The sequence below is a fragment of the Limnobacter sp. UBA3528 genome, from assembly GCF_002377005.1.
Classification (GTDB): domain Bacteria; phylum Pseudomonadota; class Gammaproteobacteria; order Burkholderiales; family Burkholderiaceae_B; genus Limnobacter.
Genome location: NZ_DFOZ01000030.1, coordinates 1 through 19,041, shown reverse-complemented (window position 1 = coordinate 19,041; position 19,041 = coordinate 1). Strand labels below are relative to the sequence as shown.

At 52.6% G+C, this 19,041-nt stretch carries 23 protein-coding genes; 12 read left to right on the top strand and 11 right to left on the bottom strand.

Annotation, left to right across the window (positions count from 1 at the left end; translation table 11 throughout):
* Nucleotide 1 precedes the first annotated feature (1 nt).
* Genes B4N58_RS08250 through B4N58_RS08240 form a run of 3 tightly spaced genes read left to right on the top strand, consistent with a single transcriptional unit; the run spans nucleotide 2 to nucleotide 4,656 of the window.
* A complete protein-coding gene (locus B4N58_RS08250; protein WP_291748022.1) occupies nucleotides 2-1,147 on the top strand; it encodes an efflux RND transporter periplasmic adaptor subunit in 1,146 nt (381 codons plus the stop codon).
* A 13-nt stretch (nucleotides 1,148-1,160) separates the two neighbouring features.
* Nucleotides 1,161-4,265, top strand: coding sequence for an efflux RND transporter permease subunit (locus B4N58_RS08245; RefSeq protein WP_291748019.1), 3,105 nt, complete (start codon nucleotides 1,161-1,163; stop codon nucleotides 4,263-4,265).
* 19 nt (nucleotides 4,266-4,284) lie between these two features.
* On the top strand, nucleotides 4,285-4,656 hold the full coding sequence (locus B4N58_RS08240) for a hypothetical protein (protein ID WP_291748016.1): 372 nt from the start codon (nucleotides 4,285-4,287) through the stop codon (nucleotides 4,654-4,656).
* Between the two features lie 23 nt (nucleotides 4,657-4,679).
* On the opposite strand, the gene B4N58_RS08235 is transcribed toward B4N58_RS08240, so the two are convergent.
* Complete coding sequence (locus B4N58_RS08235; RefSeq protein WP_291748012.1) at nucleotides 4,680-4,961, bottom strand: thioredoxin family protein; 282 nt, start codon at nucleotides 4,959-4,961, stop codon at nucleotides 4,680-4,682.
* Nucleotides 4,961-5,530, bottom strand: a complete 570-nt coding sequence (locus B4N58_RS08230; protein WP_291748009.1) for a carboxymuconolactone decarboxylase family protein — start codon at nucleotides 5,528-5,530, stop codon at nucleotides 4,961-4,963. Before B4N58_RS08230 ends, B4N58_RS08235 begins: the two co-directional genes overlap by 1 nt.
* 98 nt (nucleotides 5,531-5,628) lie before the next feature.
* Here B4N58_RS08230 and B4N58_RS08225 point away from each other — a divergent pair, with 98 nt between their 5' ends.
* Nucleotides 5,629-6,495 (top strand): helix-turn-helix domain-containing protein, encoded by an 867-nt coding sequence (locus B4N58_RS08225; protein WP_291748006.1) that lies wholly within the window; start codon nucleotides 5,629-5,631, stop codon nucleotides 6,493-6,495.
* 72 nt (nucleotides 6,496-6,567) lie between these two features.
* On the opposite strand, the gene B4N58_RS08220 is transcribed toward B4N58_RS08225, so the two are convergent.
* The gene (locus tag B4N58_RS08220) at nucleotides 6,568-6,975 is read right to left on the bottom strand and encodes a MerR family transcriptional regulator (RefSeq protein ID WP_291748002.1); all 408 of its coding nucleotides are present in this window, start codon (nucleotides 6,973-6,975) and stop codon (nucleotides 6,568-6,570) included.
* Nucleotides 6,976-7,046: 71 nt separating this feature from the next.
* On the opposite strand from B4N58_RS08220, the gene B4N58_RS08215 reads away from it, so the two are divergent.
* Complete coding sequence (locus tag B4N58_RS08215) at nucleotides 7,047-7,361, top strand: mercuric transporter MerT family protein (protein WP_291747998.1); 315 nt, start codon at nucleotides 7,047-7,049, stop codon at nucleotides 7,359-7,361.
* A gap of 16 nt (nucleotides 7,362-7,377) precedes the next feature.
* On the top strand, nucleotides 7,378-7,587 hold the full coding sequence (locus B4N58_RS08210) for a GDCCVxC domain-containing (seleno)protein (RefSeq protein WP_291747995.1): 210 nt from the start codon (nucleotides 7,378-7,380) through the stop codon (nucleotides 7,585-7,587).
* A 221-nt stretch (nucleotides 7,588-7,808) separates the two neighbouring features.
* Here the strand turns inward: B4N58_RS08210 and B4N58_RS08205 are convergent, their stop codons facing one another.
* Both B4N58_RS08205 and B4N58_RS08200 read right to left on the bottom strand, forming a co-directional pair.
* Entirely contained in the window at nucleotides 7,809-8,282 is a 474-nt protein-coding gene (locus B4N58_RS08205; protein ID WP_291747993.1) for a MerR family transcriptional regulator, read from the bottom strand.
* 27 nt (nucleotides 8,283-8,309) lie between these two features.
* Entirely contained in the window at nucleotides 8,310-9,116 is an 807-nt protein-coding gene (locus B4N58_RS08200) for an MBL fold metallo-hydrolase (protein WP_291747991.1), read from the bottom strand.
* 106 nt (nucleotides 9,117-9,222) lie between these two features.
* Between B4N58_RS08200 and B4N58_RS08195 the strand changes: the two genes are divergently transcribed.
* Nucleotides 9,223-10,179: a GlxA family transcriptional regulator gene (locus tag B4N58_RS08195; RefSeq protein WP_008246898.1), complete on the top strand. Its 957-nt coding sequence runs from the start codon at nucleotides 9,223-9,225 to the stop codon at nucleotides 10,177-10,179.
* Nucleotides 10,180-10,191: 12 nt separating this feature from the next.
* Here the strand turns inward: B4N58_RS08195 and B4N58_RS08190 are convergent, their stop codons facing one another.
* Genes B4N58_RS08190 through B4N58_RS08180 form a run of 3 tightly spaced genes read right to left on the bottom strand, consistent with a single transcriptional unit; the run spans nucleotide 10,192 to nucleotide 14,070 of the window.
* A complete protein-coding gene (locus B4N58_RS08190; RefSeq protein WP_291747985.1) occupies nucleotides 10,192-10,854 on the bottom strand; it encodes a cation transporter in 663 nt (220 codons plus the stop codon).
* A gap of 33 nt (nucleotides 10,855-10,887) precedes the next feature.
* Nucleotides 10,888-12,162 (bottom strand): DsbA family protein, encoded by a 1,275-nt coding sequence (locus tag B4N58_RS08185; RefSeq protein WP_291747982.1) that lies wholly within the window; start codon nucleotides 12,160-12,162, stop codon nucleotides 10,888-10,890.
* A 33-nt stretch (nucleotides 12,163-12,195) separates the two neighbouring features.
* Nucleotides 12,196-14,070: a B12-binding domain-containing radical SAM protein gene (locus B4N58_RS08180; RefSeq protein WP_414673824.1), complete on the bottom strand. Its 1,875-nt coding sequence runs from the start codon at nucleotides 14,068-14,070 to the stop codon at nucleotides 12,196-12,198.
* A gap of 154 nt (nucleotides 14,071-14,224) precedes the next feature.
* Between B4N58_RS08180 and B4N58_RS08175 the strand changes: the two genes are divergently transcribed.
* Nucleotides 14,225-14,602 (top strand): cupin domain-containing protein, encoded by a 378-nt coding sequence (locus tag B4N58_RS08175; protein ID WP_291747979.1) that lies wholly within the window; start codon nucleotides 14,225-14,227, stop codon nucleotides 14,600-14,602.
* A 1-nt stretch (nucleotide 14,603) separates the two neighbouring features.
* A complete protein-coding gene (locus B4N58_RS08170) occupies nucleotides 14,604-15,248 on the top strand; it encodes a trimeric intracellular cation channel family protein (protein ID WP_291747976.1) in 645 nt (214 codons plus the stop codon).
* A gap of 9 nt (nucleotides 15,249-15,257) precedes the next feature.
* On the opposite strand, the gene B4N58_RS08165 is transcribed toward B4N58_RS08170, so the two are convergent.
* From B4N58_RS08165 to B4N58_RS08155, 3 genes are read right to left on the bottom strand one after another with little or no spacing between them, the layout of a single operon-like run.
* Nucleotides 15,258-15,749 carry a flavodoxin family protein gene (locus B4N58_RS08165; RefSeq protein ID WP_291747973.1) on the bottom strand — a complete coding sequence of 164 codons (492 nt, stop codon included), beginning with the start codon at nucleotides 15,747-15,749 and terminating at the stop codon, nucleotides 15,258-15,260.
* Nucleotides 15,746-17,089, bottom strand: a complete 1,344-nt coding sequence (locus B4N58_RS08160; RefSeq protein WP_291747970.1) for a type II toxin-antitoxin system HipA family toxin — start codon at nucleotides 17,087-17,089, stop codon at nucleotides 15,746-15,748. Before B4N58_RS08160 ends, B4N58_RS08165 begins: the two co-directional genes overlap by 4 nt.
* 1 nt (nucleotide 17,090) lies before the next feature.
* Entirely contained in the window at nucleotides 17,091-17,348 is a 258-nt protein-coding gene (locus B4N58_RS08155; RefSeq protein ID WP_291747967.1) for a helix-turn-helix domain-containing protein, read from the bottom strand.
* A 77-nt stretch (nucleotides 17,349-17,425) separates the two neighbouring features.
* Between B4N58_RS08155 and B4N58_RS08150 the strand changes: the two genes are divergently transcribed.
* From B4N58_RS08150 to B4N58_RS08140, 3 genes are all read left to right on the top strand, one after another.
* A complete protein-coding gene (locus tag B4N58_RS08150; protein ID WP_291747964.1) occupies nucleotides 17,426-17,974 on the top strand; it encodes a tlde1 domain-containing protein in 549 nt (182 codons plus the stop codon).
* A 46-nt stretch (nucleotides 17,975-18,020) separates the two neighbouring features.
* Nucleotides 18,021-18,365 carry a hypothetical protein gene (locus B4N58_RS08145; RefSeq protein WP_291747961.1) on the top strand — a complete coding sequence of 115 codons (345 nt, stop codon included), beginning with the start codon at nucleotides 18,021-18,023 and terminating at the stop codon, nucleotides 18,363-18,365.
* Between the two features lie 335 nt (nucleotides 18,366-18,700).
* Nucleotides 18,701-19,036, top strand: coding sequence for a hypothetical protein (locus tag B4N58_RS08140; protein ID WP_291747958.1), 336 nt, complete (start codon nucleotides 18,701-18,703; stop codon nucleotides 19,034-19,036).
* Nucleotides 19,037-19,041: the final 5 nt, after the last annotated feature.

The following is a 19,041-nucleotide window of genomic DNA, read 5'->3' as shown; positions in this document are numbered from 1 at the left end:
CATGAAGCAAACTCTCATTTCTACGTTTGTTGTTGCTACTTTGACAACACTATCGCTCGGGCTTTTTTCCAGCCCATTGTTGGCTGCACCTGGTGCGCATGGCCCCAATGGCGAACACCTGGACGCACCTGCGAATGCCAACCCCGGTGGGCTGGCGCGCCTCCCCGACGGCAGTGTGAACGTACCAAAACTGGCCCAGCGCCGCATGGAAATTCGCACACAAATGGTGTTCCAAAAGGATCACACCCAAACCACCGAACTGAATGGCAAAGTGGACATTGACCCCAATGCGGGTGGTCGTGTTCAAGCCCCGTTTCAAGGTCGGGTGGAACCACCCGCCAAAGGATTTCCTTCGCTGGGGCAAGCTGTTCGCAAAGGTGAAGTTCTTGCCTATTTGCACCCGCTGGCCGATGCAATTTCCTTAGGCTCACAACGGGCTGAACTGGCTGAAGTGAAAGCCAACCTAACACTGGCCCAACAACGCGTGGAACGGATGAAGGCACTACAAGGCACTGTTCCCAAAAAAGAACTGGAAGCCGCACAAGCGCAACTTTCTGCATTGCAGGGGCGCGAAAGGGCCTTGAACAACAGCGTGTCCGGCAGGCACACCTTGCTGGCACCCGCCAACGGCGTGGTCGCCAAAACCAATGCACTCAACGGGCAAGTCATTGAACCCAGCCACGTGTTATTTGAAGTCATTGACCCACGCCGATTGCTGATTGAAGCCAATACCGCCGACGCTGCGGTTGCACAGCAAGTGCAAGGGGGAAGCCTGGCTGGAATTGAAGGCGTCGAGTTGACCCTGGTGGGTGCTGGGCACAGTTTGGTGAATGGCGCCATTCCAATCACCTTCCGCGCCAACGCCACCCAAGGCAACGCCTCGGTACCACTGGCTGTGGGCCAACCGGTCACAGTGCTGGCTCGCTTGAAAACCACAGTCAAAGGCATCGTTCTGCCCAGTGAAGCAGTGGTGCGCAACCCGAACAACGAAACGATAGTGTGGATCAAATCAGGCGCTGAGCGGTTCATCGCGCAGCCAGTGGAATATCAGGCACTGAACGCTCGGGAAGTGGTGATCACCAAAGGCTTGGCCGATGAAAACCGGGTTGTAATTTCAGGCACCAACCTGATCAACCAGATCCGATAAGGGGCGATGCATCATGTTTAATTGGATCGTCCGGTTCAGCCTGCACAACCGGTTATTTGTATTGGCTGCAGCGATGCTTGCCATGGCCTACGGGGCTTATGTGTCCACCCAAACACCGGTGGATGTGTTTCCCGACCTGAACAAACCCTTGATTACGGTACTGACCGAAGCAGGTGGCATGGCCCCCGAGGAAGTGGAACAACTGGTGTCATTTCCCATTGAAACTGCGCTCAACGGCATGCCGGGGGTCACCCGCGTGCGATCCGTTTCCGGTGTCGGACTTTCCATTGTGTACGCGGAATTCGACTGGGGCACCGATGTTTACCGCAACCGCCAACTCGTGGCTGAACGGCTGACTTTGGTGAAGGAGCAACTACCCGAGAGCATCACCCCCGTGATGGGGCCAGTCAGTTCCATCATGGGCGAGATCATGTTGATTGCCTTGCCGATCGACACGGGAATAACCAACCCGATGCAGGCACGAGAGTATGCCGACTTTGTGTTGCGTCCGCGCCTGTTATCCATCCCCGGTGTGTCACAAGTCATTCCAATTGGCGGAGAGGTTCGCCAATTGAGGGTGGAACCCGACACAGCCCGTATGGCGCAATTTGGTATTTCCTTGAGTGAACTGAAAAGTGCACTTCAAGCCTTTTCTGCAAACACCAGTGGCGGTTTCATCGACCTGAACAACCGCGAATACCTGATTCGAAACCTGGGGCGCACCAATCAGCTTGAGGATTTGCAAGGCCTGGCAGTGGCCTATCAAAACGGCACCCCAGTGCTGCTGGAACAAGTGGCTGATGTACGTTATGCGGCCGCCTTCAAGCGCGGTGATGCAGGCTTGAATGGCAAACCTGCCGTTATTTTGAGTGTGCAAAAACAACCCGCCGCCGACACGGTTGAGCTGACCCTGCAGGTTGAAAACGCTCTCACTGAATTGAAGCAAGGTTTGCCCAACGGTTTGCTGGCACCCGAGGTGTTGTTCCGACAGGCCGACTTCATTGAAGCATCCATTGGCAATGTGGTGGAAGCCCTGCGGGATGGTGCCATCATGGTCACCATTATCCTGTTTGCATTTCTGCTCAGCGCTCGCACCACCGCCATCTCCTTGATTGCGATTCCATTGTCGCTGGCTGTGGCTGTGATTGTTTTCAAACTGTTGGGCCAATCGATCAACGTGATGACCCTGGGCGGCTTGGCGATTGCCATCGGCGAACTGGTGGACGACGCCGTGGTGGATGTGGAAAACATTCTGCGCCGCCTGAAAATGCGCGGGCAACAAACCAACCCAGAGTCGATTCTGAACACCATTCTGAAAGCGTCAGTAGAAGTACGTTCCGGCATTGTGTACGCCACTCTCATTGTGGTGCTCGTCTTCGTTCCACTGTTCGCCCTGCCTGGTATTGAAGGCCGTTTGTTTGCGCCCTTGGGCATTGCATACATTGTGTCCATTCTGGCTTCGATGCTGGTTTCTATGACCGTGATCCCGGTGTTGTCGTATTACCTGCTGCCCAACATCAAAACACTGGGCCACGGCGACAGCCCTTTGGTAAAGCGCTTGAAGGCGTGGGACACCAAGGCACTGCACTGGTCATTCCCGCGTGCCAAGCAGGTGTTGATTGCAGCTGCAATTGTGGTTGCAGGGGCAGCGGCTACTGTGCCGTTTTTTCCGAAAGCGTTTTTGCCGGCATTCAATGAAGGTTCGCTGGTGATGGGTTTGATTTTCAACCCAGGCATTTCGCTTGAAGAATCGAACCGAATTGGTGCCCTGGCTGAAAAACTGATTGCCGAAATACCCGAGGTCGAGAAAGTAGGTCGCCGCACCGGGCGTGCTGAACTGGATGAACACGCTGAAGGCGTGCACGCTGCGGAAATTGATGTAGACCTGAAAGAGTCGGATCGGGATCGCGAAGAAATCATGGCTGATATTCGAAAACAACTTGCCGTCATTCCTGGCTCGGTGGCGATTGGTCAACCCATTTCTCACCGGCTTGATCACCTGTTATCAGGTGTTCGGGCGCAAGTGGCCATCAAGATTTTCGGTGACGACATGGACACCTTAAGAGGCCTGGCCGAAGACCTTCGAGGTCGCTTGAGCACAGTTGATGGGCTAGTCGATTTGTCCGTTGAAAAACAGGTGTTGATTCCGCAAGTGAAAGTGCGGGTGGACTATCGCAAGGCGGCGCAATACGGCCTTGCACCTGGCGAAATACTGACCGCGCTTGAATCGCTGTCGCAAGGCGAGCGAATTACACAGGTGGTCGATGGTGCCAAGCGATTCGACTTGGTGCTGCGCCTGCCCGATTCTGCACGCACGCCCCAAGACCTTGCGCGCGTGATGCTGGACAGCCCGGCGGGTCCCATACCACTCTCCAGTGTGGCCACGGTGGAAGAAGGCGATGGCCCCAATCAGATTGGCCGTGAAAACAGCCGCCGCCGAATTGTGGTGTATGCCAACACCGACGGCAGCGACATGTCGGCGATCATCGAACAAGTGCGAAATTCGGTGGCCAACACGGCATTGCCCGGTGGTTACTTCGTCAGCATTGAAGGCCAATTCCAGGCTCAAGAGCAAGCCACACGATTGATTGCCGTGTTGTCGCTTTTGTCCCTGGCTTTCATTTTTCTGGTGCTGTACACCCGATACCAATCCACCACATTGGCCTTGGTGATCATGGGCAACATTCCATTCGCGCTCATTGGCAGTGTGGCTGCCATGTGGATTGCGGGGGTGTCGCTTTCAGTGGCCTCCATGGTGGGTTTCATTACCTTGGCGGGCATCGCCACGCGCAACGGCATTTTGAAAGTTAGCCACTACATCAACCTGTGCAAATTCGAAGGTGAAACCTTTGGCATTCCAATGATTGTGCGTGGGTCGCTGGAAAGGCTCACCCCAGTGTTGATGACCGCCCTGACCGCCGCTTTGGCGCTTACCCCTTTGCTGCTCTCAGCCGACGCACCGGGCAAAGAAATTTTGCACCCAGTGGCTGTGGTTATTTTTGGTGGTTTGGTCAGTTCCACCATTCTGGACACTTTGCTGACCCCTTTGATGTTCTGGCTGGTGGGCAAACAACCACTAGAAAAAATTCTGACCGAACAAGATCAGGAAGCGTATTAATTTTTTGCAGGAGTAAACCATGAAAAAACGATTGAATGGATTGGCCTTGGTGCTCACCTTTGCACTTGTGCAACCGGTGTTGAGTCATGAAGAAAAACCGCGCCACGGCGGCGTAGTTTCGGAGGCCAAAGACTTGAATTTTGAACTGGTGAACCAGAATGGAAATGCGGTCATTTACATTCTGGACCACGACCAACCCGTGGATACTGCCAAAGCCAGCGGCAAGTTGACCGTACTGAACGGCAGCGAAAAAACAGAGGCCGACCTGCAGCCGGCTGGTGAAAACCGGCTGACCAGTGCAGGCAAGGTATCACTGGGCAAAGGTGCCAAAGCAATTGCCTCGCTTACACTGGGCGAGATGAAAGTCAGTGTTCGGTTTGCGGTAAAGTGATGCCCCAAGGCATTGGTTGCACTTTATAAACGAGTTATTAATCGAACCAGCTGCTCTGCATCAGGTTCAATGCTGCCAGAGAACACCACCCGACCGTCGGTGGTTTCTACATGCAGCGTTGGAAATGATTCGATGTCGACCTTGTCTTCCCATTCCGGAAAGTCTTCGATGTCGACCCATTGCGCCTGAACGAAGCTCAGCCTTTGGATGGCTTCATTGAATGGCATTTCAAATGTGCGGCAAACACCGCACCATTGTGCGCACAGCAAATACACGTGATGGCGAGTCGACATCGAATCAATCATTAATCCAGTTTGTAAGCAGCGAATTTTTCATCGAGCTCGGTTTCAAAAAAGTGGTTCGAAAAGTTTGACAGGGTTTTAACCGACGCGGCTAGAATCACGCCCATGACATGTTTGTCAGTGAAACCAGCCGCCTTGAATTTCTCGCCAGTTGCAGGACTGACCTTGCCTTTTTCATTGACCAGTTCGACAGTGAAATCATAAAGCGTTTGCAGCCTGGTGTCAGGAATCGGTTTGCCTTCCCGAATGGCCGCAAGTACGTTGGCAGGTACACCCGACATTTTGTCGGCCAGCATGCTGTGCGCCGCACCACAGTACTTGCAACCATTGCTCAGGCTCAATGCCAAGAACACAACCTCTTGTTCAACGGGGCCAAAGCCGCTTTTGTTGCGAAACTCGTCGTAACCATGAAGATAGGTGGACAGCACTGGGGCGAGGTTCACCATGTTTGCATACATATTGGGAATGAAGCCAACCTGCTTCAGCGCAAGGCTCAACACCTCTTGTTGATCGGCATCACCCGATTCAGCGGTGACAGGCTTCAAGCTGGAATTCACGAAATGGTTTGCCATGTTGATCTCCTGATTGGTGAAACTGACCCAACATAATGCGCAGTCATCAGCTACATTAGATATCAATTCGTCTATTTTCATACCAATTTGTTCGTTCCATGAGCCAATCGCCTTTTTATCACCTGATTCAGCAAGTCGGCTTGAAAGCCAGCGTGTTTTACAGTGGTGGCCTGTGTGGCCAACACCCGTTTGTTGAAAACAATGACAGCGGGCATTTGCATGTTGTCATGCAGGGTCAGTTTGATTTGGTGGACCGCCATGGGCGCTGCACACGCCATCGAGAGCCCTCACTGATTCTTTTCAAGGCCTTCGCGCCACATCATTTAAACATTCCACCCGGCGAGGAGGCACAGGTCATGTGCGCAGACATCACCTACGCCAGCGGCATGAACAACATGATCACAGCGGGTTTGCCTGACATCGTGCTGATTCCCCTAAGTGAACTACCACTCGTGCGTAACACCATGAATGTGCTGGAGGAGACCTCGCAGCTATCGCAACTGGTTCGAGGGCAAATTGACAACAAGTTGTGCGAAGTGGTTTTACTTCAGGTCATTGCCTATTTGGTTGAACATGGCCGTGTTGAAAAAGGCGTGCTGAGTGGGCTTGCACACCCTATTATTGGCCCCTTGCTTGCAAACATTCTTCAGAATCCAGGAGGCCAATGGAAGGTGGAGAATATGGCGCACTCGGTCGCCATGTCAAAAACCCGATTCACGCAGCAATTTGTTGCGAGCGTGGGCGAAGCGCCGGGCCTGTTTGTTCGCCGTGAGCGCATCAATCTGGCGAAAACATGGCTGCTTGAAGGCAAACCACTGGAGCTTATTGCTCAACATTGCGGCTATGCTTCGCAGTCCTCCTTTTCGAGGGCATTTTTACAACAGACCGGTCAATACCCCAGCCACTGGACAAGCATTCAGAAAGGAATACAGTTTCAATCAGCTGGGCGCGCCGAAAACGGCTAAATTGATTTCGGCACGTACCTGCTTCATTACGCCCACCGACAATGACAAAACTGGCGGAGTGGCCAGGTAAAGCTATTCATCACCCACCAATGCATCAATGATGGGGCAACCGGTCGATTGGCACATGGCATTGCACCGCGCCACAAGCTGCAGCAAGGTTTCTTGCATTTTTATCAGGTCGTTGATTCGTGCACCAATCGACTCCAGCTTGATTTCAGCCAAAGCCTGCGTTTCACGGCAGGAACTTACTTTGCCTAGCGCCAGAAGTTCACCCACCTCGGACAAGGTAAAACCCAAGGCCTGTGCGCGTTTGATAAAACGGATCTGCTTGATGTCTCCGGGACCATATTTGCGGGCACCCTGCAAGGGTTTGGCGGGCTGTGACAACATGCCCACGCGTTGGTAGTAGCGAACTGTTTCAACATTCACGCCTGCTGCCTGGGCCAACCCGCCAATGCTCAATGTGTGTTTCTGAATCATGCCTATTGACTCCGTACTTGGGTACGGCTTTCACAATAGCATCTCCGCCCTGTAAGCAGAGAAATCAATACATGAAACCACTTGAAAATACCGGTACCCTGATCGCTAGCGCGCTGGCGGCATTCGGCGCATCCATTTGCTGCCTTGGCCCTTTTTTACTACTGGCCGCAGGCGTAGGTGGCAGTTCGTCGCTGGGAATGGTCACCACCTTGGAGCCCTATCGACCTGTTTTTATCGCCATCACGCTCGGTTTGTTGGCGTTGTCTTATTACAAAATGTTCTGGCGCAAAGCGGATTGCGAAAGCTGCAGCCGTGGCCAGAAAATGGTTTTCTGGGTAATCGCAGTGCTTTCTTTGCTCACGCTGGCCTCGCCATGGTTCATGTAAGAACAGGAGAAATACAATGACTGACGTTGTACTTGAGTCGATTCTGATCTGCCCAAACTGCGATGCAAACACCTCGTGCATCATGCCCACCAACGCATGCCAGTTTTTTTTCCAGTGTGGGCACTGCAATATTTTGCTCAAGCCCAAACCGGGCGATTGCTGTGTTTTTTGCTCATATGGGTCGGTGAAATGCCCACCCATCCAGCAAGGCAACTCATGTTGCTAGAGCATTCAGCTCCACTCAATGAATACACGAAAAAACCGGGCCTGAAATGACCCGGCACTTTTACCGTTTTATGCGCAAAGCGGGCATACAGCCATCGCAACACCCACAAGGCCAAACACGCCAACGGCAGCAGCAAATAATTTAACTTTCATAAAAAACTCCTTTAACAACAAATGGGAACATTCCCGTATTTCATGGTGCATGTTCCAGCAACTGGAAGGTCAAGCCTTGTCGTTATTTTTATTTGATGCGGGCAAAATATAATCTGCAATCAAAAACTCGCCCTCAGGTTCTTGGGGTTCGTCCACCAGCGTGGATGCAATCCTGGCATTGTTCGCCTGAATATCGAGTAATTTTTTTTCCAATTCCACCAGGCTTTGCTTCAAATGCCTGACTTCAACTAGTTTTCGCTCGATCAACTCGTCGACCCGAGTTCTTGAACCACATCCGCAAGCGGGACCTTGATCGTAAAAATCAAGCACAGATTGTATTTCCTTGATCGAGAAATCCAATTCCCGGGCCTTCTTGACAAAATCAAGTCTGGAGAGGTCTTCTTGCCCGAATACACGATTTTTGCCAGTTGGAAACCACGATTGCGAATCGGCGCGCTTGGGGGCAATTAAACCCTGTTCTTCATAAAATCGAATGGTCTTTGGATTTAATCCGAGTCGTTTGGCAACATCACTGATTTTCATGGCATTCAAGCTTGAGGCGTTCAAAGGTTATTGATACCGTAAAATTTCTTGATGGGCAACAAGGTCAACCGTTTCACCATCCAACGGCACGATCAATCGATCGCTGAGCCCTGCATGCTGTGCAGCAATCAGCAATTGATCCCGAGTCACCGGGCAGTGGCTGATCGCCTCGAGGTGGTTGGCAATTACCGTGCCGCTGGCAGCCCGCGTGAACTCAAGCACATCACTGACACCCATAATAATTTCACCGCCCACATCAAATTGCGCCCCTCCGGCAGGCACCACACTAACTTCCGGCTTTCGGGTCCACAAGAACTCTTGAATGCGGGGTGTGAAAATGGTGTCCCCACTCAGGTAAAGCGAGGGCTCACCCGGAAGCTGAATGAAGTAACCCACCCCGTGTTCCATCAATGAACCCACAAAACCCCGCCCATGCACACACGGCACAGTGCTGATCAAACCGCCCAGAAAAGGGGCCTTCTTGCTGCCTGCATCGGGCGGCAAGGACTGTACATTCAAACCCTTGCCAACCAAATGTGGCGCATCGTGTGCGGTACAAATCACAGGTATTTGACGCTCTCGAAGCCATGCTTTGCCAAAACGGTCCAGGTGATCAAAGTGGCCTTTCTGGCAATGGGTAATCAAGCAATGGGTCACTCCCAGAAGGGCCAAGTCGGCTTGGGGTGGCAAATCCACCGTGGGGTTTCGCAACATGCCGCCAGAAAGTTTGAGCGGCGGCAGTGCGTTCTTCGGAGACAACATGGGATCAACCAACACCCGGTATTCTCCGAATTCCAGAATAAAGGTGGCATTGCGCAGTTGCTGAATTTTCATGACTCTTCTCCGGTATGGGATGCTGAATCATGGCAAAAAAACACATTCTCCAGTTATGGCATAGAATGACAACTTTCAGTCATTTTCTGCCACACCCGGAAAACTTATGAAAATTGGACTTTTGCTGTACGACCAATGCATGCCTGCGGGCTTGATGGCATTCAATGACCTGCTACAAGCCAGCAACCGACTGTCGGGCAAACTGCTGTTTGAAACCTGCTTGGTGGGTACCGGCCTGAAACCTGTGCAATGCGCCAATCAAATGGTGCTGACTGCCAACTCACTGCTTCAAGACACGCCACTGGATGTGCTGCTGGTGCCCGGCATGTGGACTGAATCGCCCAGCCAGTTGCCGGAGCTGCTTGCCCAACACGCCAAGCTGATTGAGCAAATTCGACAACTGCCCGATCACACCAAAGTGTGGAGCTACTGCACAGGTGTGTGCTTCCTGGCCGAAAGCGGCCGGCTTCGCCGCCAACGCGCCACAGTCACTTGGTGGCTGGCCAATGCCATGCAAAAAAACTACCCCAACGTGAATTGGCTGATTGACAGCGATTGCGTGGTAACCCCAAAAACCGCCACGGCTGCAGGTGTTCACGGTTACCTGCTTCTTGCGCAGCAATTGATCGAAAAGTCGCTGAGTAAACCCGCGTTTCAGGAGTTCATCAAACTGATGGTGCTACCCAGGCCAGTGCAGCAGCACCCTGCTTTCAGATCGTTTGCCTTTATGGAGCAGGCTGACCCTTTGCTCAGAAAACTGGCAGCGATCGTGGCGCAAATGCCTGCAGAACAGATCACCGTGCAAACACTGGCGGGAAAACTAAATTTGAGCGAACGCACTTTGGCCCGAAAGGTGAGCGCTTTGACTGAAATACCCGTGGCCAGTTATGCCCGGCAGCTGAAACTTCACCAAGTGAGCGAACAACTGATTTGGTCAAGCCTTCCAGTCAACACCATTAGCGAAGAACTGGGCTACAGCGACGAATCGAATTTAAGGCGACAATTCAAACAAGCCACCGGGCTTTCACCGGTTCAATATCGCAAGAAGTACGCTCGAGCCTGACCTTGAATTGAATCAGTGAGAATGACCATGCGAATGTGCAGCACCCGCAGTGGCTTCACCCCGCAACTCAGCCCGCGCCTGTTTGATCACGCTGAACGAGGCCGTTAAACCGAGTGTGGCCATGAGCGCAGCCACCGCAAGATCGGGCCAGGCGGTTTGAGTAACACCCACCAACAATGCAGCGCCCAACACAGCCAGGTTACCGATTGCATCGTTGCGGCTGCACAACCAAACCGAACGCATATTGGAATCGCCATTGCGGTAGCGGTACTGAATGGCAGCCACACCCACGTTCACACTCAAGGCCATCACACCCACCACACCCATGGTTGCGTAAGAGGGAACCTCGCCATGCAGGGCTGCATAGCCCGCGAAACCCAACACACCCACGCCATACAAACCCATGGACACACCCTTGAGCAAGGCTGCCTTGGCCCGGGTTTGAAGCGCCATGCCCAACACAAACAGGGACAAGGCATAGTTGGCCGCATCGCCACCAAAATCGAGTGAATCGGCAAGTAGCGACACCGAACCACCCGACCAACTGGCACCCACTTCAATAAAAAACATCGCGGCGTTCGCAATCAGCGCGATCCACAGCACCTTGCGAAAGCCAGGGTTGTTTGCTGCGGACTTGGCCGCTTGATCGGATGGGCAATGGTTGCAACCGGGCATGATGTGTCCTGGATTGAGTACTTGATAACTGTATTAGAAACCCTGACACAGTGGCAAGGTCAAGGCCCACAACCGGTCTTGCCCCCAAACCACCGTGTTGCCCACTTTGAATGAAGGCACGCCCCAAAGCCCGGCGGCAAACAACTCCTCCCGATTGGCTGTAGCCCGCTCGCGCCAGGCCTCGTGCTGCAAAGCCACCTGTGCGCCTTCCCAGCGCAAGCCAGCGCGTTCTACAATTTTTCTCAGGCCTTTGTCGCTGCCCGCATCAATGCCTTCAGCCCAAACACCTTGCATATAAGAAAGCACAAATTCCTGCCCTTTGCTGTGCTGTTCGGCGAACGGGATTAGGGCCAAACCCCGCTCGGTGGGTTTGCCCACGGGGTCATTCAAGCGACCAAATGGAATACCACGCACATGCGCCTCTCGCGCTGTGTCGTACACAATGTATTCCCGTTTCACTTTGGGCACGGGCAGGCCGCGCATCACCATGGGCAACACAAAACGCAAATTGACTTTTGCGCCAGTCCGCCGACCCAACTCGAAAATGCGAGGGGCCACAATGGCGGAGTAAGGGCTGCGAAACGAGAAGAAAAAATCAATGTCGGGCGGGTTGTTCAGCGGCTTGGCGTGCTCAAGGCCGTCGTCTGCGGGAAACAGCAGGGCAATGGCCCCATTGGTTTGCGCACCCAGTGCCTGCAAACGCTGCTCCAGGTGGTACAGGCGGTCAATACCCCAATACCATTCGCCCTCGTAATACAACATGCCGCCCAGGTAGTGCCCAAGCTTTTCTCGCAAAGCGTCGGCTTGTGCAATGTGGGTTTGTACGTCCATTTGCCCGGACGTAAGCTGGGGTTCATCGCTGCCCCACAACCATTGGCCCACCGAGGCGGCCTGCTCAACAAACTGACCCGCTTGAATGGCGGCCACCAAGCTTTGCGTGGCTTGAAGTACACGCGGTGCGGCAGGCTGCTGGCCACAATCCACAAAACTCAAACCATGACGCTGCGCCAGCAAAGCCGCATCCACGCGGCTGTAGGCCACCAGTTTTTCGCGTTCAGGCGCGGCTGAATCGGGCGGCGGGCTGACCACATAGGGCTTCAGTTCAACCTGGTAACGCGCCAGAAAACGTGGCAAAGCCTGGGCCAGCAAATGGCTGTAGGGGTCGTCAACCTGGTGAAAGTAGTAAACCTGGTGGGGGCGGCCCGAGGCCAACCGTGCCTTCTCGGCTTTGGCGCGTTGGGCCAGCAAGGTGCTGCGCGCAAAGCGGTGTTGGGTGATCATGGGCATCAACAGGGTTTTTAAACTCATGGTGCCACCTTTGAAGTTTACACACTGTCAATATTAAGCTGTTTTCACTGGTTTGCCATACAAGGCCTGCTCAACGAAGTTTTTTTGCACCGTGGCGCGGGGTACTTTTTGATCAAACCAGCTGCGCACGTTCTGGTCCAGTCCAATGCCGTGCATGTAGTTGTACAGCGCGCGGTTCAGGCCTTCGCCCAGTGCGGCGTGGTCAACCCCGGTGGGGTCGATAAAACCAATGTCGTTTTTCGCAAAAGTGCCCTGGGGCAGCGGCTTCAATTGAATGCCGTATTCTTCCGGGTTTTTGCCCACAGGCGAATGCACCGTGCAGGCAAAGCGGTGAAAATACCCCGATTGAATACAGCCTTCTGCAAACAGCTGGCGCACATATTCCAGCGCATCCACGGTGTCTTGCACGGTTTGGGTCGGGAAGCCATACATCAGGTAGGCATGCACCAACACACCGGCGTCGGTGAAGCCTTTGGTTACCCGCGCCACTTGTTCAACCGAAACACCCTTCTTCATCAAGTTCAACAAGCGGTCAGATGCCACCTCCAGCCCACCACTGACTGCAATGCAACCACTGTCGGCCAGCAACTGGCACAGCTCGGGTGTGAAGGATTTTTCAAACCGAATATTGCCCCACCAGGAAATGGACACATTGCGTGCAATCAATTCTTGCGCCAAGGCCTTCAAGGCTTTGGGGGGCGCGGCTTCATCCACAAAATGAAAACCGGTTTGCCCGGTTTCCGCCACAATTTGTTCAATTCGGTTTACCAGCTCGGTGGCCGTGGCGTTTTCATAGCGGGAAATGTAGTCAAGCGACACATCGCAGAAACTGCATTTTTTCCAATAACAACCATGGGCCACAGTCAGCTTGTTCCAGCGCCCGTCGCTCCACAGCCGGTGCATAGGGTTCAGCATGTCGAGCAGGCTAAGGTAATTGTGCAGGGGCAGGCCGTCCCAAGTGGGGGTGCCCACGTCACCAAACGGCACATCGGGTTCGGCCCAATTGGTGTACTGCACTTTGCCCTCGGCATTGCGCGTGAAAGTACGCACCAGCCGCTGCGGGCCGCGCTTGCCTTGCAGGTGTTCAATCAAACACAGCAGGGGGCGCTCGCCAGAATCGAGCGTAACAAAATCAACAAAGTCGAACAATCGGGGCTCGGCGAGTTCGCGCAATTCAGTGTTCACATACCCACCGCCCAAACCAATTTTGATAGCCGGGTTTTCGGCCTTCATGGCTTGCGCCATGCGAAGCGCGGCATACACCGCACCGGGAAACGGCACAGACAACAACACCAGCTGAGGCTGTTGGCGCTTGAATTCTTCCAGGGTCAATTCCACCAAAATTTCATCAATCAAGGTGAAGGGTTGCTGCAAGGCAGTGGCCAGCGGGTCGAAACTGGGCTGGCTGCCGGCCAGCGATTCCGCGTAGCGCACAAACTCAAAGCGCTCGTCAATTGCGTCGGCAATGACATCGGCTAGGTCATTCAGGTACAGCGTGGCCAGGTGGCGGGCTTTGTCTTGCGCGCCCAGGGCACCAAAAGCCCAAGCCAGCGGGTCGCCACCTTCCTCGTCCACATACACATCCAGCGATTCAAACCGCGGGCCTTCCGGCAAAAAAGCGCGGCTGTTGATGCGGTGCGCCAAGGTTGAATCACCCCCCTGCAAAAATCGAATGGTGGGGGCAATGGTGGCGCGGTAACGGCTGAACTGGTCCATGAACAGGGCCACACGCTCGGTGACTTCCTCGTACTGCTCAACTTCTGCTGCAATTCTGTCCAGCCCCTCGGGTGAAAACAGCTTGAGTACCAGGCCCAGCGCAATGTCAGCCTGCACCGCATCAATGCCCTGCTTGCGCAGAAAGCCGGTGATGTAGGCGGTTGAGGGATAGGGCGTGTTGAGCTGCGTCATCGGCGGGATGAAGGACAACACACGGAAAGGGGTAGACACGATAAAACCTCGGGCTGAACGTGCCTAGATTCTACACCGGGTGGAAAAGGCGAGTTTGCTTATGCGCTTGGCGCGGCTGGTAATACAATGGGCAAAAACCTGTCATCCAAACCACATGAACCAAAAACTGACCGTATTTGCCAAGTGCAACACACCGCTTGAACACGACCGCCCCCGCCCCGACCGGCTGGAAAATGGCAACCCCCTGCGCAGCACCTGGAACCACTATGAACACCATGGCGTGAGTGCAGGCGTGTGGGCCTGCGAACCCGGCGCTTGGCGAATCGCTTTTGCACCGGGCAAAGACGAGTTTTTTCATGTGCTGGAAGGGCGCATTCAAATTACGAATGCCCAAGGGCAGGCCGAGCAGTTTGGCCCGGGTGATGCGGGGGTAATACCCGCCGAATTCACCGGTGTATTCGAAGTGCTGGAACCTGTACGCAAACATTATGTGATCGTTGATCGCGCGGCAATGCAAGCGGTGGGGCAATAAGATGGCTGCGCTCAACCCCGGCGAATTCAGCCAGAACATTCAACTGGGCATTGAAGTTGTGGCCACGCTGGCCTTTGCCCTTAGCGGCATTCTGGAAGGTGCACGCAAGCGGCTGGATGCCGTGGGTGTGTGCGTGGTGGCATTTCTTGCTGCCTTTGGTGGCGGTACCCTGCGCGACCTGTTGCTCGATGTGCGGCCCTTCTTCTGGGTGAAATACATTGAACTGCTGTGGGCCGTGTTTGTGCTGTGCATTGTGGCCATGCTGTTTATGCGGCAGCGGCATTTCAGGTTCACTGAAAAAGCCATTCTGTGGCCCGATACTTTGGGGCTGGGCCTGTTCACCGCTGCAGGCGTTTTCGCGGCCATTCAGGCCGGCATGCCCAGCCTGGTGGCCGTGTTCATGGGTGTCATTACAGGCGTATTTGGTGGTGTGCTTCGCGACATTGTGTGCAATGAAATTCCCCAAGCCTTCAAAGACCACCGCCCCTATGCCATTTGCGCTTTTTTCGGCGGCTGGGCCTACATCGGCCTGCGCGAACTGGACAACCCGGCGTATGTGAACATGCTGGGTTGCGTGCTGGTGACTGTGGGTTTGCGCGCATTTGCCGTGTGGAAAAACATACGGCTTCCGGAGTGGAGAAGTTAGGGTGGTGGCTTAAAACAAACCCATGGCCAGGCCACTCGCAAACGCGGCACCCAATTCATGGCAACGCTGTAAATCAGCTTCGTTGATTGTTTTGCTTGCCAGAATTTTTTCTGGCGTTTGTGCGTGGGTACACACAATGTGTGGCGGCGCCATTTCCGTTAAACGCCACCCCGTGGCAATGCGCTGAATTTGCTTCACAGCGCCCTGCCCATCGCTGCCGGCGCACACCAACACGGTGTAGGGCCGCCCGTTGATTTGATCCAGCGCAGCATAGTAAGTGCGGTCGAAAAAGTCTTTCATCAAACCCGCCATGCTGCCCAAGGTTTCAGGGGCAATGAACACATAACCGTGTGCATTCAAAACATGTTCAGCGCTTGTATCACTGGCGTGCAACAGCAAGGTGCGTGTGTTGAGCTCAGTGCCCGCCCCTTCAGCCACCGCCTGGGCCATGGCTTTGGAACCCCCAGTGATGGAGTGGTAAGTGATGAGCAGGGTTTTCATGATGTTTGCATTGATCCAAGTTTTTTTGCGGCTTTTTCCAAGCCACCCAACACAGTTTCAGCAACATGGCTGGAGAACCCATCGGGTAGTTTTTTGCTAACACGTTCTATTACCGCAGGCGTGCGCGCCAACAAGTCTTCAATCAGTGGCTCAATATACTCTTCATAGCCAAGGTGCTTGGCTGTGCTTTTGAAGTGTCGTCGAACAATTGAATCCATACTGTAGTGTCTGTTTTTGCCAAGTAAAGCCATTGACAACTTAATCTGTTTGGATGACCACTGATGGGGGCCTTTCCCCATTACAGGATAGGCAGACATCACGTCGTACAAGGGCGCCAATCGAAACCGCCCCCGCGGCAATAGTTGAACACTGAAGTTCTTGGCATGCCCGTCGGGCGCGCGCAGAAGCCAAAAAAGAATTTGAGTGGCCATGAGAGTCCGAAGATCGGTGGCTGAGTTCTCTGACTGTTGAAGAGTATTAAATAAGGTTTGTAAACCTGGACCACCATCACTTTCGTATTTAAGAATCGAGGGCATACCAGTTACCTGGCAAAAGTCTTCTTGGGGCAGACGCATAATCCACTCACCATTCGGGGCAATCTTTCTGTCAAATCGCTCAACCACCAAAACCCGCTGAGTGCCAAAAGTTTCGATGTCCACATTCGCCACGGGCAAACCATATGCCTTCAGCAAGTTCATACAAAGCCATTCGTTGTCGACCGACGTTGTGAAATCTGCCTTTTGCCCGCCCATTAAACCCAAAGGTAATTTAAGAATGTGAGTGGTAGGGGTTGAACCTTGCGGTATGCACCACTTGCCCTTCCAACGCAGCAACGCCGTTTTCTCTTGAGCCCCGGCAATTGAAATACGTAAATCGGTGTGGGGGTTCACGTTTGTACCGAAACCAGTTGGTGACACCGTTTCAATCAAAAGACTCTCGATCTCTTTTTTGCTTATCGCTTGGCTTTGCACACTCTCGATATGCTCAGGTTCCTCATGTTCACCCAATAGTTGAACAGCACCCACGCAATCTCGACCAATCGCTTTAAGCAAATCGAACGCATCGATAGATCCGGTTTTGAACCGTTCCGCAACCCGCTTGCGAATTGCTTCGCTGTCGGGAAGCAGATTGTCAAAGTAATTCAGAACTTTGTCACCCTTGATGGGCAAGTTTTGAATGTTGAACTGTAAAGACAATGATAGGGGCCGCCCAAGTTCTGAAGCTTGCCAGTCAGGATCGTACTGAAGCTGCATGTCGCCACGTGCAGGTATGGTCCAAAGCCCAACACGCTGGCCATTGGACCAAATCGACAAACTTTGACTGTGTGATCTGCGCCCCATATTACCAATCCGTCAAAGTTTGTTCGTGACGGGTTTCACGCAGCCCAACCGAAAGCTCTAAACCCAAAACTGCACACCATTTTATTAACTGGGCAAAGCTAAGTTCTTCGGCATGCAACTCCAAATGAGATACACGTGACTGGCTAAGACCCAACTTGTTCGCCAACTGGGCTTGTGACCACTTCTTTGACTTGCGAGAGGCTTGCAAAATTTGCCCTAGCTGAGAACTGGTGGAAAGAACGTGATTGTGTGTTGGCATTACAAGTTACCTGAAATACAGATAAATTGAATTTATGTGATTTTCAGGTAAATTGCAATTAGTTGTTATACAAATAATTGAAAACCGTTCTATACGGTGATGTAAGCCGCAAAAACACAGATCCAAGTATCTTTTTGATTAAGTTTCAAGTCAAAAGTAGGCTCACAGGGTTTCCAAATTTAGTGAGCGGCTGTGAAGTGGCGACTTTAGTTTTCTATGTAAACCAAGGCATGTTTGTTGCAAAAGGCAAATCTCAAAAGCTGGCTACTTATGCCACCAGTGGGCGTAATGACTGCACCAATCAAACGATTTGCCAAAGCAAGAAATCAACAGGGCCGCTTCCGAAAGGTCGCTACCGCGTTGTCTCTGCTGAACTAAGCGACCCGAGCCTGCTCCGGGACCTGATTAGAAACTCAACTGGTGATTGGGGAGATTGGCGAGTGCCCTTGCATCCCCTAGAAGACAACGTCATGTTTGGTCGAGATGACTTCTTCATTCACTGTGGTCGGCGCAGTGGCTCTAAAGGCTGCATCGACATAGGTGGGGGAATAATGGGAAGCAAATCCACCGAATTGATCAAGTCGATCATCCTCGAAGAAGCCGAGAGTATTTTGTATGTTCGCTAAATATTCGCTTAGCAAGCATCAAGGAGTAGCTGCTGGGCTTGCATTTTTGTTGTTAGCCCTACTGTACGGCCTGGATTTCTTGCAGATTCAAAACACCGACTCACGCAGTTTGATCTTTTTGGAGGCCTTGGTGATTACTGCCTCCTTCCTGGCTGGTGCAGTTGCGCAGCATTTAAAGCAAGCGATCGTGTTTCTGTTTATCTTGATCATTGGCAAGCTCACGTTCGACTACTTGATCTTTGCTGTGAAGCTGGAGACTTTCTACTCCGATATTCCTGTGGTGTTGTCGGACTGGGTGCCGATTGCTGTGCTGCGTTTGGTTCTGCCTGTGTTTTTCGCTTTGTTGGGTTTAGTCACTTACGTTGTATTGGCCAAGCTATTTAAGAAATAGCAGCAAAGATAACCTTCGGGCGGTTTGGGAGCGGTGTTAGGAAGCAAAGTGGATTGAAAAGGGTGACAGCTTTTCGGCCGAAGCGGTCTTTAGGACTGACCGTTGAACGGTCTGAGTTATCGGTGAAAGCGGTCTTTGAAACTTATGTGGTAGTCGAGATCGCGCTGATCTTCCGAATCTAGTCCCTTACTCGCCGTTTGGTGGCGAATAACCAAGGTTTATTTTTCGTACTGTTCATGCGATGCTTTATAAATATCTGAAATAGTTAATTTAAAGAAATCATGTACGATGTGCGGATAAATGGATATCGCCGCTATTGTTCGATAAATCAATTTATGCCTATTCGTATGCACCGTCTAAAGAAATTTGCACTCGGCCTTATTGGTCTTTCCTTACTTGCAGGATTAATCGCAATCTTGGCGTGGAGCATCAGTACCTTCTTCAGCTACTTAGCAAGTATCCCTAAAGAATTGGCTGCCCCGCTCATTGCTGCGTCAGCAACGATCCTCGTTGCCACCCTCACAGTGATGATTGGGCGCTACTATGAGCGCAAAAAAGAATTAGATGCCTTATATAGAGACAAAAAGACGGAAATCTACGATGAATTCCTAAAAGAGTTCTTTTCTCTTTTCTTTAATGCAGGAGAGGGCAGTTTGTTGAGTTGCATCTAAAATTG